Annotated in this window: 15 protein-coding genes; 2 read left to right on the plus strand and 13 right to left on the minus strand. The window is 64.1% G+C overall.

Annotated elements, in window-relative coordinates:
* Positions 1–49: 49 nt before the first annotated feature.
* Both L0F51_RS14620 and L0F51_RS14625 read right to left on the minus strand, forming a co-directional pair.
* Positions 50–937, minus strand: coding sequence for a bifunctional helix-turn-helix domain-containing protein/methylated-DNA--[protein]-cysteine S-methyltransferase (locus tag L0F51_RS14620; RefSeq protein ID WP_234630369.1), 888 nt, complete (start codon positions 935–937; stop codon positions 50–52).
* A gap of 80 nt (positions 938–1,017) precedes the next feature.
* Entirely contained in the window at positions 1,018–1,551 is a 534-nt protein-coding gene (locus tag L0F51_RS14625; RefSeq protein ID WP_234629913.1) for a DUF2244 domain-containing protein, read from the minus strand.
* Between L0F51_RS14625 and nth the strand changes: the two genes are divergently transcribed.
* Positions 1,445–2,287: an endonuclease III gene (nth, locus tag L0F51_RS14630; protein ID WP_370642418.1), complete on the plus strand. Its 843-nt coding sequence runs from the start codon at positions 1,445–1,447 to the stop codon at positions 2,285–2,287. The two genes, L0F51_RS14625 and nth, sit on opposite strands and share 107 nt — an antisense overlap.
* A 173-nt stretch (positions 2,288–2,460) precedes the next feature.
* Here nth and cysK read toward each other — a convergent pair whose 3' ends face one another.
* The 7 genes from cysK to dut all read right to left on the minus strand — a co-directional run bounded on the left by cysK (position 2,461) and on the right by dut (position 9,989).
* Positions 2,461–3,453 (minus strand): cysteine synthase A, encoded by a 993-nt coding sequence (gene cysK / locus L0F51_RS14635; protein WP_234629915.1) that lies wholly within the window; start codon positions 3,451–3,453, stop codon positions 2,461–2,463.
* Between the two features lie 207 nt (positions 3,454–3,660).
* Positions 3,661–4,119 (minus strand): hypothetical protein, encoded by a 459-nt coding sequence (locus L0F51_RS14640; RefSeq protein ID WP_128290338.1) that lies wholly within the window; start codon positions 4,117–4,119, stop codon positions 3,661–3,663.
* Positions 4,120–4,256: 137 nt separating this feature from the next.
* Positions 4,257–5,582 carry an alpha-amylase family glycosyl hydrolase gene (locus tag L0F51_RS14645; protein ID WP_234629916.1) on the minus strand — a complete coding sequence of 442 codons (1,326 nt, stop codon included), beginning with the start codon at positions 5,580–5,582 and terminating at the stop codon, positions 4,257–4,259.
* A 198-nt stretch (positions 5,583–5,780) separates the two neighbouring features.
* Positions 5,781–6,803: a glycine betaine/L-proline ABC transporter substrate-binding protein ProX gene (gene proX / locus L0F51_RS14650; protein ID WP_234629917.1), complete on the minus strand. Its 1,023-nt coding sequence runs from the start codon at positions 6,801–6,803 to the stop codon at positions 5,781–5,783.
* Positions 6,804–6,880: 77 nt separating this feature from the next.
* Complete coding sequence (gene proW / locus L0F51_RS14655) at positions 6,881–8,083, minus strand: glycine betaine/L-proline ABC transporter permease ProW (RefSeq protein ID WP_234629918.1); 1,203 nt, start codon at positions 8,081–8,083, stop codon at positions 6,881–6,883.
* The gene (proV, locus tag L0F51_RS14660) at positions 8,076–9,281 is read right to left on the minus strand and encodes a glycine betaine/L-proline ABC transporter ATP-binding protein ProV (RefSeq protein WP_234629919.1); all 1,206 of its coding nucleotides are present in this window, start codon (positions 9,279–9,281) and stop codon (positions 8,076–8,078) included. The genes proW and proV overlap by 8 nt, the downstream gene beginning before the upstream one ends.
* 234 nt (positions 9,282–9,515) lie before the next feature.
* Complete coding sequence (dut, locus tag L0F51_RS14665; protein ID WP_234629920.1) at positions 9,516–9,989, minus strand: dUTP diphosphatase; 474 nt, start codon at positions 9,987–9,989, stop codon at positions 9,516–9,518.
* 219 nt (positions 9,990–10,208) lie between these two features.
* Here dut and L0F51_RS14670 point away from each other — a divergent pair, with 219 nt between their 5' ends.
* Entirely contained in the window at positions 10,209–11,099 is an 891-nt protein-coding gene (locus L0F51_RS14670) for an MBL fold metallo-hydrolase (protein ID WP_234629921.1), read from the plus strand.
* Positions 11,100–11,142: 43 nt separating this feature from the next.
* Here L0F51_RS14670 and L0F51_RS14675 read toward each other — a convergent pair whose 3' ends face one another.
* From L0F51_RS14675 to malQ, 4 genes are all read right to left on the minus strand, one after another.
* Positions 11,143–12,774, minus strand: coding sequence for an alpha-D-glucose phosphate-specific phosphoglucomutase (locus L0F51_RS14675; protein ID WP_234629922.1), 1,632 nt, complete (start codon positions 12,772–12,774; stop codon positions 11,143–11,145).
* Complete coding sequence (gene glgA, locus L0F51_RS14680; protein ID WP_234629923.1) at positions 12,771–14,246, minus strand: glycogen synthase GlgA; 1,476 nt, start codon at positions 14,244–14,246, stop codon at positions 12,771–12,773. Before glgA ends, L0F51_RS14675 begins: the two co-directional genes overlap by 4 nt.
* Positions 14,247–14,254: 8 nt before the next feature.
* Positions 14,255–15,535: a glucose-1-phosphate adenylyltransferase gene (glgC, locus tag L0F51_RS14685; RefSeq protein ID WP_234629924.1), complete on the minus strand. Its 1,281-nt coding sequence runs from the start codon at positions 15,533–15,535 to the stop codon at positions 14,255–14,257.
* A 142-nt stretch (positions 15,536–15,677) separates the two neighbouring features.
* On the minus strand, positions 15,678–17,510 hold the full coding sequence (gene malQ / locus L0F51_RS14690; protein WP_234629925.1) for a 4-alpha-glucanotransferase: 1,833 nt from the start codon (positions 17,508–17,510) through the stop codon (positions 15,678–15,680).
* Positions 17,511–17,527 lie beyond the last annotated feature (17 nt).

Raw genomic sequence — 17,527 nt, forward strand, 5'->3', positions numbered from 1 at the left:
GCGGATGGGCTGTCCCGAGGTCCAGCCTGAGCGAGACCCGCGGGCGGCTTCAATCCTTCGTGAGGAGCCCCGATTCCCAGCCGAGCATGGCGCGCTTGCGGGTGATGCCCCAATGGTAGCCGGTGAGCGCGCCCTTCGCCCCGACGACGCGATGACAGGGGACGACGAAGGAGATCGGATTGCGGCCGACAGCGGCACCGACGGCACGGGCCGCCTTCGGCCGTTCGAGCTTTTTCGCCAAAGCGCCGTAGCTCGTCGCCGCGCCCACGGGAATTTTGAGGAGGCTTTCCCAGACGCGCACCTCGAAGTCGGAGCCGATGAAGACGACGCGCAGAGGCTCCTCGGCTCGCCAGGCGGAGGGTTCGAAGACGCGCTCGGCATAGCGCGCCGTCGCGTCCGGGACATGGCGATAGCGGGCCTGCGGAAACCGCCCCGTCATTTCGGCAAGTGTCGCCTCTTCCTCGCCCGGATCGGCGAATGCGAGGCCGGCGAGGCCGTAATCCGTCACCAAAAGCAGAGCCTTGCCGAAGGGCGAGGCGTGGAAGCCATAGGCGATCTCCAGCCCCTCGCCCCGGCTCTTATAGGCGCCCGGCGTCATGGCGTGGTGGGTGACGAAGAGATCGTGGAGGCGCCCAGGACCCGAAAGGCCGAGCTCGTAGCTCGTGTCGAGAAGATTGGCGGATTGATCGAGAAGCCGCTTGGCGTGATCGAGGGTGACCGCCTGCAGAAACCCCTTTGGCGACAGGCCGCACCAGCGCGTGAACAGCTTGTGCAGGCGCGTCGGGCTCATGCCGACCTCTGCGGCAATCTCCTCGAGTTCCGGCTGGTCCCGGTAATTCCGGCTGAGATAGGCGATCACCGCGCAGACGATTGCGTAGTCGGTCTCGGGGTTCGTCGGGTCGCGGTTCGTCATGGAAGAAGCAAGGGGGCTGTGCATGGTCATAGCGGTCCTCCAGGCTGTACGATGACCGCGCTTCGACGCCGCTGCCACCCGTTTCTTGCACATCGGGTGGTGGCCTAGCCCGCCTCCATCATGGTTTCGGCAAAGGCAGGCGGACGTCTGACGGCATGGAGCGCGTCGCGCAGCGCATCGGCAAGGCTCGCCCGGTCGTCGGGATTGAGGAATTCACCGATGGTCACATTCTCGCCCCGGCTGACGAGGTGAAGGCGCACCACGCCTTCGTCTTCGAGCTCGCGCACCTCCAGCCGGCTCCAATAGGGATCGAGCCTCAGCTCACGCGCCCGCCCATTCGGGGCGACCTTGCGGATGAGGAGATCTCTGCGGCTCACGGTCACGTCCTCGAAGGCACGACCGGAGCGGTAACTGAGCGCGAAGGCGCCCCACAGGATCAGGAAGTCGAGGCCAAAAAAGGCGCCGATCGGCCAGGCTCCGAGACGCCAGAACAACAGGCCGGATAGAAAACAGGTGGCGCCGAAGACCGCCATGACCGCAACAAAGCCCCGCGGGCCGAGCGAACGGTGCGGCGTCAACGTGACCGAAAAGATCTCCGCGTCGCCGGAGGCGGCGACAGGCGCGTTGCTCTCATTCATTTGGAATGATTATAGGGAGAAGATGGGCAAAAACACGAGTGTCAAAAGGAAGAAAGCGGCTCCCGCCGGCTCCCTCCTATCCAAAGACGAGATCGTCACCTTGTTCTCGCGGCTGAAGGCGGAGCGGCCGGAGCCGACGAGCGAGCTCGTGCACACCGACCCCTACACGCTGCTCGTCGCTGTGGTTCTGTCGGCGCAGGCGACGGATGCCGGGGTCAACAAGGCGACCAAAGAGCTCTTCCGCGTCGCCCCGACCCCGGACAAGATGGTGGCGCTCGGCGAGGAGGCCGTGCGCGAGCACATCAAGACGATCGGACTTTACCGCAACAAGGCGAAGAACGTCGTGGCGCTGTCGCAGCAGCTCATCGCCGAATATCAGGGCGAAGTCCCGCCGAGCCGGGAAGCCCTGGAAAAGCTGCCGGGCGTCGGGCGCAAGACCGCCAATGTCGTCATGAACGTCGCCTTCGGCGAAAAGACCATCGCCGTCGACACGCATATTTTTCGGGTGTCCAACCGGACGGGGCTCGCGCCCGGCAAGGATCCTCTCGCCGTGGAGCTGATGCTCGAAAAAGTCGTGCCCGACGATTTCAAGCTCCACGCCCATCACTGGCTGATCCTGCACGGGCGCTATGTCTGCGTGGCGCGCAAACCGAAATGCCCCGATTGCGTCATCGCCGATCTCTGCCGTTACGAGGCGAAGACGGAGCCGGCCGGATTGGTGCTGGACAAGGGATAAGCGGTCCGATGTGAGCGCGCGGCTCCTTCCTGCGCCTCAGCAAGCGAACAACAGGCGCAGCACGCGTCACCTGCCCCCGCGATGAAAAAGGGGGCCCAACGAAAAAGGCGGCCCGAAGGCCGCCTTTCCCGGAGAATATGGTGCGAAGCCTGTGTCGGCGTCGATCCTGTCTCTTACTCGCCGAGACCTTCGAAAAGCGGCGTCGACAGATAGCGCTCGGCGAAGGAGGGGATGATCACGACGATGTTCTTGCCCGCAAATTCCGGCCGCTGGCCGAGCTTCACGGCAGCCGACAGGGCCGCGCCTGAAGAAATGCCGACAGGCACGCCTTCGAGCTGCGCGACGAGGCGGGCATATTCGAAAGCTTCGTCGTTGGTCGCCGGAATGATCTCGTCATAGATCGAGGTGTCGAGCACCTTCGGGGCAAAGCCTGCGCCGATGCCCTGGATTTTGTGCGGGCCGGGATTGCCGCCGGCCAGAACCGGGCTGTCGGCCGGCTCGACCGCAACAATGCGGATATCGGGCTTGCGCTCCTTCAGCACCTGGCCGGTGCCGGTGATGGTGCCGCCCGTGCCAATGCCGGCCACGAGAGCATCGATCGCGCCGCCGGTATCGTTCCAGATCTCCTCAGCCGTCGTCTTGCGGTGAATCTCCGGATTGGCCGGATTGTCGAACTGCTGCGGCATGACGGAATTCGGCGTCTGCTCGAGAAGCTCTTCCGCCTTGGCGATGGCGCCCTTCATGCCCTTCGGGCCTTCGGTGAGGACGAGCTCGGCGCCCAAGAGCGCCACCATCTTGCGACGCTCGATCGACATCGTCTCGGGCATGACGAGGACCAGCTTGTAGCCCTTGGCGGCCGCTGCGAAGGCGAGCGCGATGCCGGTGTTGCCGGATGTCGGCTCAATCAGCGTCGTCTCGCCGGGCTTTGCCTTGCCGTCGCGCTCCAGCGCTTCCAGCATGGCCACGCCGATGCGGTCCTTGACCGAGGCGATCGGGTTGAAGAATTCGAGCTTCGCCAGAAGATTGGCCTGAACGCCCTTCTCCTTGGCGAGCTTGTCGAGCCGTACGATGGGCGTGTCGCCGATCGTCTCGGTAATCGAATTGTAGATGCGGCCACGGCCCGGCTTGCGGGCAGTGACGTCGCGCTGAAGCGCCTGATCGTTCATGGCGTCCTCCGTCGGAAATTTCGGAAATCTCTAGGCCAACAACCTAGGCCCCGCCGCTGTTCCCGGCGAGGTGCAGCTCCGCGATTCCAGCCTCCAGAACAGAACACGATTTCAGAAACACGGGCGCACAGAGCACGAGATTCCATTTCATCCGAAGCGCAAGGCGGACCCTGCCGTCCATGTCCGTCGATGCGCCCCAACGATCATTTATCGGCGGCGGCGCTCGATCATGTCGGTGGCGAGCGCCGTCGCCACGCCGAAGATGATATGCATGCCGAAGCGCTTGCCGGCCTGACCCTCGGGAGCGCGAAAGCGGCCATGGGCGATGCCGACCGCACGGCCGAGGCCCGCCGAGGTCACGACATGCAGGAGCGCGCCGAAACCCGCCCCGAGGAGCGCCGGCGAGACCGTCGGAAAGCGCTCGCGCACAACCGAATAGGCCTGACCGAAGCCCGCGGCGGCGAGGAGATGGTTGCCCTGGGCCGATGCCCAGACACGCGCATCGTGCCGGCGCGAGAGGGCCTGCGAGGGCCGATCGAACAGCGCCTCCTCCTCTTCTGGAAGCGCGATGTCGGCCAGTCCGCTCTGACGGCCGGCCGCGATCACGGCGGTCACGATCGCGCCGCCGATGAGGCCGCCCAACATGGCATTGATGGTGCTGGTCAAGGGCTGCTCCTTTGTCTCCACCTCAGGGTTGTCGATACCAACTGCCGGGCGGCCCAAAAGGATGCGCAAGGGCCTCATGGCCAAGAAATGCTGCGCGCCCGCGGCGTCGTGTTATCTCCCGGGTAGGGCGTGGGGCATCAGCAGCAAAACACTGCAAAGCCATGCCCCGGAACCACAGCGACACGCTCCGCGCCATCGCCTTCGAGGGTCGCCTCTCCCGCAAGCCGCTCGCGCGCCGCCGGTACCGGCAGGCGGGCCGGTGCATCCTGCAGATTGAGGGCGACCAGTATCTTTTCCCCCTCTGCCGCGCTCTCATAAACGAGTGCTGAATTTTCGAGATGATGCACCGTGACCCGCGCGCCGTGCAGCCAGGCATGGCGCCGCCGCAGGCCGATCAACTCCTGATGCAGACGGAAGATCGGCGCCCCGAGCTCCGACAGCTCAGCGGAGCTCTCGGGAAACGCCGGGCGGATCGCATCATCGCCACCGATCCGGTCTTCCTTGACGCCCCGGAAAGCCTGTTCGTCCCCGTAATAAACGAAGGGCGTGCCAGGCAGGGTGAAGAGGAGCACCACGGCATGCGGCAGATGACGCTCGTCGGTGAGCTTGGAGGCGATGCGTGTCACGTCGTGATTGCCGAGGAAGGCGACGGGCACGAAATCGTCCAAAAGCGCGTCATTGCGCTCCAAGGCCCAGGCGAGCTCGAAGAAGTTGCGGTCGTTGAGGGCGCTCCATAAGGCCTTCCACAATTCGTACTGGGTGAGCGAATCCAAGCCCGATTCCCGGACGATGGCTGGATAGTCGCCGTGAATGACCTCGCCGAAGATGAAAGCGTTCGGGTGCTTCTGGCGAAGGCCAGGCAGGATCTTTGCCCAGAACGCTGGCGACACGGCGTAAGCGGCATCGAGGCGCCAGCCATCGGCACCACGCGTCAGCCAGTGATCCATCACCGAGGCGACGTATTCCGCCACGGCCGGCTCGTCATGATTGAGCGCAACGAGCTGATCATGGCCTTCGAAACTCTCGTATTGCGGCTCGCTGCCAGGCCGCCAGTCCTGCGGCCATGTCAGGCGAAACCAGGCCGCCTTATCGCTTTTTGGGCTGTGCTCGATCACATCGCGGAAGAACGGGTGGTCACGGCCGACATGGTTGAACACGCCGTCGAGAATGATCTTGAGGCCGCGGGCATGAGCCTCGTGGACGAGATGATCAAAGTCGCCATCGTCACCGAGGCGGCGGTCGACGGCGAAATAATCGAGCGTGTCGTAGCCGTGCGTGGCCGACTGAAAGATCGGCCCCAGCGCAAGTGCAGAGGCGCCGAGCTCCACGGCATAGTCGAGGTAGTTTTCGAGCCGCGGGAGGCGGTGCGCCACCGGCGCGGCGCGATCGTTCTCCGCCTCCGCGCCCACAAAACCCAGCGGATAAACATGCCAGGCAATGGCGTGCCTCACCCAATCGACCATGCGTCGCCCCCTTTTCGCTTCAGCCTGTCGTCGTGCCACCGCAAAGAGCGCGGTCCCGAGATTTGACCACCCCTGCGCGCTCGAAAGAACCCGCACGCGGCCCAGGAAAGTGGCCAAAGAAAAAGGCCGGCTCGCTCGGAGCCGGCCTTCCAGAATTCTTGGATGCGGCACCGCGGCCGCATCCTGGTGGGCTGTCGCTTACTCGGCCGCGGCGCGAGCCTGGTCCAGCCAATCGTTCCAGGTGTCCTGATGGGCCTTGATCCAGGCATCAGCGTGACGCCCGATGTCTTCCTCAGAATCCTGGCCGTCGCGCATCAGAAGGTTCTCAGCGGAAATGTCGTTCGCCGAGATCTCCATGACGGAGAAGAGCTTCGCGGCCGCCGGGTTGGCTTCCGCAAATTCGCGGTTGGCAGCGATCTTCTGCTCGTTCGCCTGGAAGCCGTAGTTGGAGCCGTCCGGCAGCGAAGTGTCGACGTCCTTGCGCTCACCCGGAAGCGAAGAGAACGGCACGTTCAGCCAGACCACGTCCTTGCCCGGAACGAGCACGCCCGACACCCAGTAAGGCGTCCAGGTGTAATAGAGGACCGGCTCGCCCTGCTTGTAGCGGGTGATCGTGTCGGCGATGATCGCGGAATAGGAGCCCTGGTTGTGGGTGACCGTGTCGCGCAGGTCGAACGCGTCGAGCTGATGCTCGATCACCTTCTCGCAGCCCCAGCCCGGGGTGCAGCCGGTGAGGTCGGCCTTGCCGTCGCCGTCATGGTCGAAGATCTTGGCGATCTCCGGATCCTTGAGCTGGCCGAGATTGGTGATGTTGTGCTCTTCGGCCGTCTTCTTGTCGATCAGATAGCCCTGCAGCGCGCCCGGTGAGTAGACGCCTTCGCGGTAGATCTTATCCGTGCCGCCGGCTTCCTCGAAGAAATCCTTGTGCAGCGGATCCCAGCTGTCGGCCATGAAGGTGCCGTCGCCATTGGCGAGCGCCACATAGGCCGTCGCATATTCCAGCTCCTTGATCGGCTGGACGTCGTAGCCCAGCTCTTCAAGCGCCTTGTTGACGAGAACGGTCTGGAAGGTCTCCTCCGCAATAGAGGATTTGAGCGGAATCACTTCCACGCCTTCGCCCGGCTTGTCCTGGGCAAGCGCAGAGCCCGCGGCGAGCGCGGCCGTGAGGCCGGCAGCAGCCGCAAGCCCGCGCAAGGCTTTCGGTGTCATCGGGTAGTTCATGATGTGATCTCCCTTCGGGGTTTTCAACGTGGCCGCAAAGCGGCCGTTTCTGCAGGTCCGGCTGGGTGCTGCCGGGCCTACGCTTCTCTGGGCTCGGTCTTCGCGTTCTTCGACGCTGCAGACCCCCGCCCGGTGAGGCGCCGCACCAATCCGACCGGGCCGGTCTCGTACCAGGCGATATTGCCGCGGTCCCGTTTGGTGATACCAAGCGACTGTGTCATCCGGTCGATGATGATGGCCAAAAGCACGATGCCAATGCCGCCCACGGTGGCGAGGCCCATATCGAGACGGCCGATGCCGCGCAGAACCATCTGACCGAGGCCGCCGACCGCAATCATAGAGGCGATCACCACCATCGACAGCGCCAGCATCAGCGTCTGATTCACGCCGGCCATGATCGTCGGCATGGCGATCGGCAGCTGCACCTTGTAGAGGAGCTGCCGCTTCGATGAGCCGAAGCTCTTGGCTGCTTCGATGAGATCGCCCGGAACCTGGCGGATGCCGAGATTGGTGAGGCGGACCAGAGGCGGCAGCGCGAAGATGATCGTCACGATGACACCCGGCACGTTGCCGATACCAAAAAGCATCACGATCGGCACAAGATACACGAAGGCCGGCGTCGTCTGCATGGCATCGAGGATCGGCCGGACGATCTGCGCGACGCGGTCGTTGCGCGCCAGCCAGATGCCCATCGGCAAACCGATCAAAATGCAGAAGAAGACTGAGGTGAAGACCAGCGCCAGCGTCACCATGCTCTGATCCCAGGCGCCGATCGCGCCGATGAAGGTCAGAGCGATTACCGCGCCGATGCCGAGCCGTGGCCCAGCCGCCTGCCAGGCGAGCAGACCAAGGAGGACGATCATGACGACTGCCGGCACGCCGAGAAGGGCGCTTTGAATGGCCGACAGCACCCAATCGATCGGCAGGCGCACGGCCTGAAAGATCGGACGGAAATTGGCGACCACCCAGTCGAGGAGATGCTCCACCCAGTCTTCGATCGGAATGATCGCCCGATCGAACGGATGCATGATATCGAAATGGTGCTGCGGCGGGGGTGCCGCCTGGCTCAACCAATCCGGCGTCGAAGAGCCGCCGCCGGCCGGAACGCCGGCATCGGAACCGCCGCTCGCGCCCCAGGGATTGGCGGAACCGGAGGCCGCATCGGCCGCTCCGGAGGCGGCGCCATCTGAGGTCTGTGCGACAGCGTCGGCGCCGGAAGAGGCCGCGCTGTCGGCACCACTTTGGGCCGACGAGGCCCAGGGATTGCTGGTCTCAGGCATCTTGCGCGGTCTCCCTGTCCAAGGCTTGCAGAAGCAGCGCCCTTGAGACGACGCCGAGATAGCGCCCATTGTCGTCGACCACCGGCAGGCCGCAGGGCGCGGCCGCAACAGCGCCGATGATCTCTCCGATCCTCGTATCCGCCTTCAAAGGCTCGATATCGGGAAGGAAGGCATTCCGGAGCTCCGGTTTTCCCGACTTCACCTGCTCTTCGAGCGAGGCGGCGGACACCACGCCGTGGAAATGCTGACGCCGGTCGAGGACATAGGCATAGTCGCGGTCGGCCTTGCCGATCCGCTGCAAAATGCTGCGGATCTGGCCGTCGCGCTCCACCGTCGTCACCTGCTCCCGCACGGCCACGTCGCCGGCGGTGAGGACGTTCGACACGTTCACGCCGCGGAAGAAGGAAGCGACGTAATCATCGGCCGGGTTGTTCAAGATCTCGTCAGGTGTACCGACCTGGACGACGCGGCCGCCTTCCATGATGGCGATGCGATCACCGATGCGCATCGCCTCGTCGAGATCGTGGGAGATGAAGATGACGGTGCGCTGCTGCTCTTCCTGCAGTGTCACAAGCTCGTCCTGCATCTCCGTTCGGATCAACGGATCGAGGGCCGAGAAGGCTTCGTCCATCAGAAGGATGGATGGATCGTTGGCGAGCGCGCGCGCCAGACCGACGCGCTGCTGCATGCCACCCGAGAGTTCGTTGGGGTAACTGTCGCCGCGGGCCTCGAGCCCGACCTGGGCGAGCGCGGTGCGGGCTCTTTCCTCACGCTGGGCCAGCGGCACGCCGGCGAGCTCCAGCCCGAAGGCGGCGTTCTGCACAACGCTCAGATGTGGCATCAGCGCGAAGGATTGAAACACCATGCTGATGTGTTTGCGACGGAAATGCATGAGCTCCTTGTCGGACATGGCCGCAATGTCGGAGCCCTTGACGATGATCTCGCCAGCGGAAGGATCGATCAGCCGGTTCAACATGCGCACGAGCGTCGATTTGCCGGAGCCGGAAAGCCCCATCACGACAAAGATTTCGCCCTCGTGAACCGTAAAACTGGCGTCACAGACGCCGACCGTCATCCCCGTCTTCTCGTATATCCCGTCTTTATCGAGCCCCTCCCGGTAGAGGGAGATCGCCTTGGCGGGGTCGTCGCCGAAAACCTTAAAAAGATTTTTGACAACAAGCGTCTCGCTTTCGCTCAAGTCGCTTGGTCCTTTGCGATTTCAACTAAAAGAGGATTGGGTGGCAGGAGAGGTATGGCCGAGGGGCCGATGAGTCAACCTTTAGCCGCCATCTTTTCGCCTCAATGGAGCCAAGATCGGCGGTTTTCCGGGGCTGCGAGCCATCTCGAAGAGGAGCGCACAAATTGCATCTCCTCGAACACTTTTCATCTCGTGAAACGGATGTGCGCGATCTTGTGGATCGATCCGACGAGATCAGCCCGTCGAGCCGAAGCCGCCCTCACCCCGCTCGCTAAGGCCCGAAAACTCCGCCACTTCCTGAAAACGCGGTGTCAGGACCGGCACGAAAAGCATCTGCGCGATGCGTTCTCCGGGCTCGATCAGGATGGCGTCACCCGAGGCGTTGCGGTTCCAGGCGCTGATCATGATCGGACCGTGATAGTCCGCGTCGATCAGCCCCACGCCATTGCCGAGAACAAGGCCCCGTTTGTGCCCGGCCCCGGAACGCGGCAGGATCAGAGCCGCGATGTGGGGATTGGCAATCGAAAGGGCGAAGCCCGCCGGAATGAGCACCGCGGGCGCTCCGGCATCGAGCGTAAGAGGCGCTTCGAGGCACGCCCTGAGATCGACCCCGGCCGCCATTGCGGAATGCGCGAAGGGCAGGCCCCAATCCCGGAGACGCTCATCCAGGATCTTGATTTCAACGCGGGGCGACGCATCGACGCTCATCAGCACTCTTCCTCACCAGGGCCGGCCATAGCTCACAAAGGACACGGCTCACCAAGGGCATGGGGCCGGCTCGTCAGGCGGGGCGCTCTTCGCAGGCCATCCCGATCGCCACGGCGTTGCAGGAAGGGTCCCGCCGGTCAAGGGAGCAGAGGGTGGTCACCCACATTTGCAATTTTCTGAATGTGATCCATGTGGTGGGCGTCAGGAACCAGAGAGGACATGATGCGCCATTCCGCAAAGCCCGCCGTGACCGCTTTTTTCGATAAACGAACGTTTTCCGTGCAGTATGTCGTGGCAGATCCCGCAACGAAGCGCTGTGCGATCATCGACCCGGTGCTCGATTACGATGAGAAATCCGGGGCGACGGCCACCTTCAACGCCGACCAGATCCTCGCTTTTGTCGAACGCGAAGGGCTCGTCGCGGAATGGATCCTCGACACGCATCCGCATGCCGACCATCTCTCGGCTGCCCATTACCTGCAGGAAAAGACCGGCGCTCCCCGCGCCATCGGCGCGCATGTCGCCGACGTGCAGAAGCTCTGGAAGGGTCTCTACAACTGGCCGGACTTCCCGGCTGACGGGCGCCAATGGGACAGGCTTTTCGCGGATGGCGACGATTTCCGCATCGGCGAGATCGAAGGCCGCGTCATGTTCTCTCCGGGCCACACGCTTGCCTCCGTCACGTACGTCATCGGCGATGCGGCCTTTGTCCACGATACGCTGTTTCAGCCGGATTTCGGCACGGCGCGGGCGGATTTTCCCGGCGCCGATGCCGCGACGCTTTGGAACTCTATCCAGGAGATTCTGAAGCTTCCCGAGGAGACGCGCCTCTTCACCGGCCACGATTACATGCCGGACGGGCGCGAGCCGCAATGGGAATCGACGGTCAGCGAACAGAAGGCGAAGAACAAACACCTCCAGCAGGCGCAAACGCAGGCCGCCTATGTGGAACTGCGCAACAAGCGCGACAAAAACCTGCCGATGCCGAAGCTGATCCTGCACGCGTTGCAGATCAATATGAACGGCGGGCGCCTGCCGGAACCGGAGGCAAATGGCCGGCGCTATCTCAAGATTCCACTCAACACGCTCGAAGGCGCGGCCTGGGAGTAGGGCTTCAGGCCGCGCTTTTCTCCTCACACAAAGGCATCACCGCTCAGGTGATGACGTCGGGCTCGGTGCGGCCGGTGTGTTTTTCGATCCCGGCCACCTCGCCCGCGGCCGCAATGATTTCGGCGAGCGCCTGCTGCGGCTCCTGAGTGTGATCGCCGCCCGCCGGCTCGAAGCGCTCCAGGTAGACACGCAAGGTCGCGCCCTCCGTGCCGGTGCCCGACAGCCGGAAGACGGCGCGGCCGCCGCCCTCGAAGAGAATGCGAAGCCCCTGATGCTCGGCGAGGGAGCCATCGATCGGGTCGTGATAGGCGAATTCGTCGGCGCCTTCGATGGTGAGGGAGCCGGCTGTCTCACCCTTGAGAGAGCCGAGGCGTGCCGTCAGCTCCGACATCAGCGTTTCCGCACGCTCCGTCTCGATCGCCTCATAATCGTGGCGCGTATAGTAATTGCGCCCGAAGCGCGCCCAATGCTCGCGCACGATCTCGGGAATCGACTGACGGCGGACGGCGAGGATGTTGAGCCACAGAAGCACCGCCCACAGACCGTCCTTCTCGCGCACATGGTCGGAACCGGCCCCAGCACTTTCCTCGCCGCACATGGTGATTTTTCCGGCATCGAGAAGATTGCCGAAGAATTTCCAGCCGGTCGGCGTCTCGTAGAGGGAAATGCCGAGCTCTTCGGCCACGCGGTCGAGGGCGCGGCTCGTCGGCATGGAGCGCGCCATGCCGGCAAGGCCACGCTTGTAGCCGGGCGCAAGATGCGCATTGGCGGCAAGGACCGCAATCGAATCGGACGGCGAGACCGGCAGGCCGGGGCCGAGAACGAGATTGCGGTCGCCGTCGCCATCGGAGGCCGCGCCCATATCGGGCGCCTCCGGCGCTGCCATGAGGTCGAAAAGCGCCTTGGCGTGGACGGGGTTCGGATCGGGGTGCAACCCGCCGAAATCCGGCAGCGGCTCACCGTTGCGCACCGTCCCCACGGCCGCCCCCAGGCGGCCTTCCAGGATCGCCTTCGCATAGGGGCCGGTCGCAGCATGCATCGCATCGTAGGCGAGGCGGAAGCCGGAGGCGAAGAGCCCCGAGATCGCATCGAAATCGAAGAGCTCTTCCATGAGGGCGGCATAATCGGTGACCGGATCGATCACTTCGATCATGACACCGTCATGCTCGACCGTCGCCACTTTGGAGAGGTCGATCTCGTCGAGATCGGCAATCTTGTAAGAGGAGAGCGTCTGCGTCGCCGCGTAGATCGCGGAGGTGACGTTTTCGGGGGCCGGCCCGCCATTGGCGAGATTGTATTTGAGACCGAAATCGCCGTGCTCGCCGCCGGGATTGTGACTGGCGGAGAAGATGAAGCCGCCCGTCGCCTGACGCTTGCGGATAACGCAGGAGGCGGCCGGGGTCGACAGAAGCCCGTTCTGGCCGATGATGAGATGCTTCGCGCCTCCAGCCGCGAGCATGCGCACGAGCGTTTTGATCGCCTGACGATTGCCGAAGCGGCCGTCACCGCCGATCACCATCGTGGCGCCTTCAACGCCGCCGATACCTTCGATGATCGCAGCGATGTAGTTTTCGAGATAGCCGGGCTCCAGAAAGGCCGCGGTCTTCTTCCTGAGGCCCGACGTGCCGGGCTTCTGTCCGGCGATCGGCTTTGTCGACACGGTCTCAATGTTCACCTTGTCTCTCCCATCTTCTTCTGGCGCGCGTCTTTGAGCATGCGCCGGTAGAGGTTTCTGTAGAGCCGGGCCGAGGCGGACCAGCCGAAATCGGAGTGCATCGCGGCGCGCCGGGCGACACGCCAGGCTTTTCGGTCGGCCCACAGATCGAAGGCACGGTCGAGCGTATGGCGCAATCTTTCAGGGGTTACCGGCGCGAATTGGAAGCCGGTCGCCGTTCCCGCCTGAACGGCAGCGGCATTGGCATCGATGATCGTGTCGGCGAGCCCGCCGGTGCGCGAGACGATCGGCAAAGTGCCGTAGCGCAGGCCGTAGAGCTGGGTCAGGCCGCAGGGCTCGTAGCGCGATGGAATGACGATCGCATCCGCCCCCGCCTGCAGGAGATGCGACAGCGGTTCGTTGTACCCGATGACGGTCGCGACCCGGCCTGGATTGTTGAATGCCGCCTCGCGGAAGCCCGCTTCCAGATGCGTCTCACCGCTGCCCAGAACGGCAAGCTGCCCGCCACGCCATAAGAGCTGCGGCAGGTTTTCCAGAAGAAGATCCATGCCCTTTTGCTGAGTCAGGCGACTGACGACGCAAAAGAGCGGCGCGTTCGGATCGTTTTCAAGGCCGAGACGCTCCTGCAGCGCCTCCTTGTTGCGCGCCTTGCCCGCCGGCTTCTCGGCCGAATAGGGCGCCGCGATCAACGGATCGTTCGCCGGATCCCAGACGCCGGCATCGATGCCGTTCAGGATTCCGCACATATCGGCCTGGCGGTGGCGGATGAGGCCGTCGAGGCCCCAGCCGAATTCAGGGCTTTCGAGCTCGCGGGCGTAGGTCGGACTCACCGTCGAGACCTTGCTCGACATGGCAATGCCTGCCTTCAGGAAGGAGATCTGGCCCCAGAATTCGGTCAGGTCGCGGTGGTAATAGCGCCCCGGCAGACCGAGGCGCGTGATCTCCGCCGCGGGAAAGACACCCTGGAAGGCGATGTTGTGAATGGTGAAGAGGGTCGGCAGATCGATCTCATCCGCAGCGAGATAGGCCGGCACGAGGCCGGCCTGCCAATCATGGATGTGCAGGAGCTGCGGCCGCCATCGGCCGACGCCGTGCGCCGCGATATCGGCGGCGACGCGCGCCAAGGCGGCAAAGCGCAGATGATTGTCCGGCCAGTCATGGCCATTCGGCCCGACATAGGGATTGCCGACGCGGGCAAAGAAGGCCGGCACGTCGAGCGCCCAGACCTTGAGCCCTTCCTCTGTCGTCGCGGCGAGAAGGCGGCCTTCCTGGCCGAGAACTTTCCCGCCTGGCAAGGGGAGCGCTTCCGCTTCCCTCAGCCGCTCGCATACCTCCGGGTAAGCCGGCAGCAGAACGCGCGCATCGACGTCTTCCCCGGCAAGCGCGAGCGGCAGGGCCCCGATGACATCGGCGAGCCCCCCGGTCTTGACCAGCGGATAGCATTCGGAGGCGACGAAAAGGACTTTGTTCACGGCAACACTTATGCCTCGGAATCGAGGCGGTCGAGCATCCGCTGCGTGATCAGGCAGATGCCGTTGTCGGTGCGGCGGAAGCGGCGCGCATCTTCTTCCGGATCCTCGCCGACGACGAGGCCGCGCGGAATGACGACACCACGGTCGACGACCACGTTGGTGAGGCGGGCATGCCGGTTGATCGTGGTGTGCGGCAGAACCACAGCGCGGCAAAGCTCACTGTAGGAATGGGCGTGAACGCCGGTGAACAAGAGCGATTTGTCGATGCGCGCACCCGACAGAATGCAGCCGCCGGAAACCAGCGAGCTCACGGCCGAACCGCGGCGCCCCTCTTCGTCATGCACGAACTTTGCCGGCGGCGTGACCTCACTGTAGGTCCAGATCGGCCAATTGTGATCGTAAAGGTCGAGGCCGGGGACGAAATCCGTGAGATCGATATTGGCTTCCCAGAAGGCGTCGATGGTGCCGACGTCGCGCCAGTAGGGTTCGGGCTCCGCGCCCGACATGACGCAGGATTCGGCGAATCGATGCGCCACCGCGCCGCCTTCCTTGACGATCCGGGGAATGATGTCGCGGCCGAAATCGTGGCTTGAGTCCGGATCGTCGGCGTCGCGGCGCAAATGCTCGAACAGCACCTTCGTATGGAAAACGTAGATGCCCATGGAGGCGAGCGCGAGGTCCGGATTGTCGGGCATGGCGGGAGGATCGGCCGGCTTTTCGACGAAATCGACGATGCGGTTGCCGGCGTCGACATGCATGACACCGAAGCCCGTCGCTTCCATGCGCGGCACGGCGATGCAACCGACGGTAACCTCAGCACCGCTGTCGACATGCTGGGCCAGCATGATCTCATAATCCATCTTGTAGACGTGATCACCCGCGAGGATGATGATCAGTTCCGGCCCATAATCTTCGATAATGTCGATATTCTGCGCCACGGCATCGGCGGTGCCGACATACCATTTGTCTTCGGCCACACGCTGGGACGCCGGCAAGAGATCGAACGTCTCGTTGCGCTCGGGCCGAAAGAAATTCCACCCTCGGTTGAGATGCCGGATAAGGCTGTGGGCCTTGTATTGCGTGGCAACCGCGATGCGCTTGATGCCGGAATTGAGCGCATTCGACAGCGCGAAGTCGATGATTCGGCTCTTGCCGCCGAAATAGACGGCGGGCTTCGCTCGATTGTCCGTCAGCTCCATGAGACGGCTGCCCCGGCCCCCAGCCAGGACGAAAGCCATCGTGCGCCGGGCCAAGCGGCCACCCAGCGCATCCGGATCGATTCTGCTCATTGAAAATCTCCCCCGCCGAACCATCCCCCGCCGGCGCGCGGACATACCATGGGCCGAACGCAAGCCCGGCTCAAGGGCGAGGTCGCGTTCTGCGTGAAGGTCTTAAGGCTGCACATCGGGTTCCCGCCAGGGCATCACCACGTCACGGCTGCGGCCTTTCTTCGCGGAGCGCTTCGATGGTGCGCCGATAGAGTTCACTGGCGCGCAATTCGTCGAGATCGACGCGAAGACGCCGACGCCAATTCGGGTGTTCGTCCATGGTCCCCGGCACGTTCGGCTGGTCGCGCGCTCCGGCGAGATCGTCGAGGGAGACGGCAAGAAGGCGTGAGGGGCTTCGCGCCAGAAGCCTGGAGATTTGCACGGCGGCCTCGCCTGCGGAACCTTCCGCATCGTCGGCGTCGATCTCGCCAAGCCCGTGCTCGGCAAGAAGCCGCGCCACCGCCCGGCGGTCCCCCGCCCGCTGCTGCCTTTCGCTGTCCGCCTGATCCGGGCGCAGGAGATCGAGCCCAAGACGCACGTCGATGTCGTGCCCGGTCCACCAGCCGAGAAGGCTCGGCGTGTCGTGGGTGGTGACGCAGGCAAGCGCGGCCGGCGGATATTCCTGCGGTCCCCGGAAACGGCTCTCCTCGCGCTCGAACAGGAATACCTTGTAGGCATGGAGCGCCGTGTCGCGCATCACTTCGCGGAAACCGTCCGGCACCACGCCCAGATCCTCGCCGATGACGAGACTTTCATAAGCCTGCGAAACTTCGGCGAGAACGGCGAGCATCGCCTTCAGCGGATAGCGCATATAGGCGCCCTTCGCCGGGCCTAGTCCCTGCGGGATCCAGAACTGACGATAAAGGCCCATCGCATGGTCGATGCGGATCGCGCCGGCATGGCACATCATGCTGTCGAGCAGCGCCCGAAAGGGTTCGAGATCGTCGTCCAAGAGCCCGGCGGGCGAGAGCGGCGCCAGCCCCCAATCCTGGCCATTGGCGTTGAAATAGTCCGGCGGCGCCCCGACGGTGATGCCGTTCACAGTGGTGCGGGTGTCGGTCCAGGTGGCCGAGCCGTCGGGGGCGACGCCAACGGCAAGATCGAGGTAGAGCCCGATCCGCATCCCCGCGCGCCGCGCCCGCCGCTGCGCCTCGGCCAGCTGGGCGTCGGCGGTGAATTGCAGCCACATCTGAAAGAGCACGGCATCGCTGTTTTCTTCCGCGTAGCCGCGAGAGGCGGCGCTGTCCGGGCTGTGAAACTCATCACTCCAGACATGCCAGCCGCCAGGCGTCGGTGAGGCGAGCCCCCCGAGCGACAGGGCCTCGAACAAGGCATGGTCGTAGAGCGCCTGGCCCCCGCGCTCGCGAAAACGCGCGAAATCCTGATCGACCAGGATCTGCTCGCGCTCGCGGTTGAAGATCCGCCACAACGCTGAGAGCTTGTGGCGCGTTACGCCCGGATAATCGACGAGCGTCGCGGCACGCGCCTCATTAAGCCAGCTTTGCGGCGGCCTATCCTCCTGCGTAAAACCGGCCACGTCGTCGACTGCGATATAGAGCGGGTTCAGAAACCGCCGGCTCGAAGGATAAAACGGGCTCACCCGCTCCGGCAGAGCCAGAAAGAGGGCGTGCAGCGGATTGACGCCCAAAAAGTCGGCGCCATCGGCGGCGAGCATTTCGGCAAGCCTTGCGAGATCCTCAAAGTCGCCCATGCCCCAGTTGCGAGCCGTGCGCAGCCCATAAAGCTGACAGGCGACGCCCCAGCAGCGACCGTCTTCGAGAAAGCCGGGCACGAAGCAGGCCTTTTCCGGCGCCTCCAGCCCGCCGAGAGCCGGCCGCAGGCTTGGCCGTTCGGCACCCTCCGAGACGTCGACGCCAAGGGCGGTCAGGATCGCCTCTTTGGTGTCGTCGCCCGCGAAGACTTCTTCACCGGACAGTGCCCAATAGCGCGTCTCGATCCCGAGGGCGTCGGCCAGCCTGTCGAGAGTGTCACTCATTCCTTCGCCCTTTCGCC

The sequence above is a fragment of the Afifella sp. H1R genome, assembly GCF_021462425.1.
In the GTDB taxonomy this organism is placed as follows: Bacteria; Pseudomonadota; Alphaproteobacteria; order Rhizobiales; family Afifellaceae; genus Afifella; species Afifella aestuarii.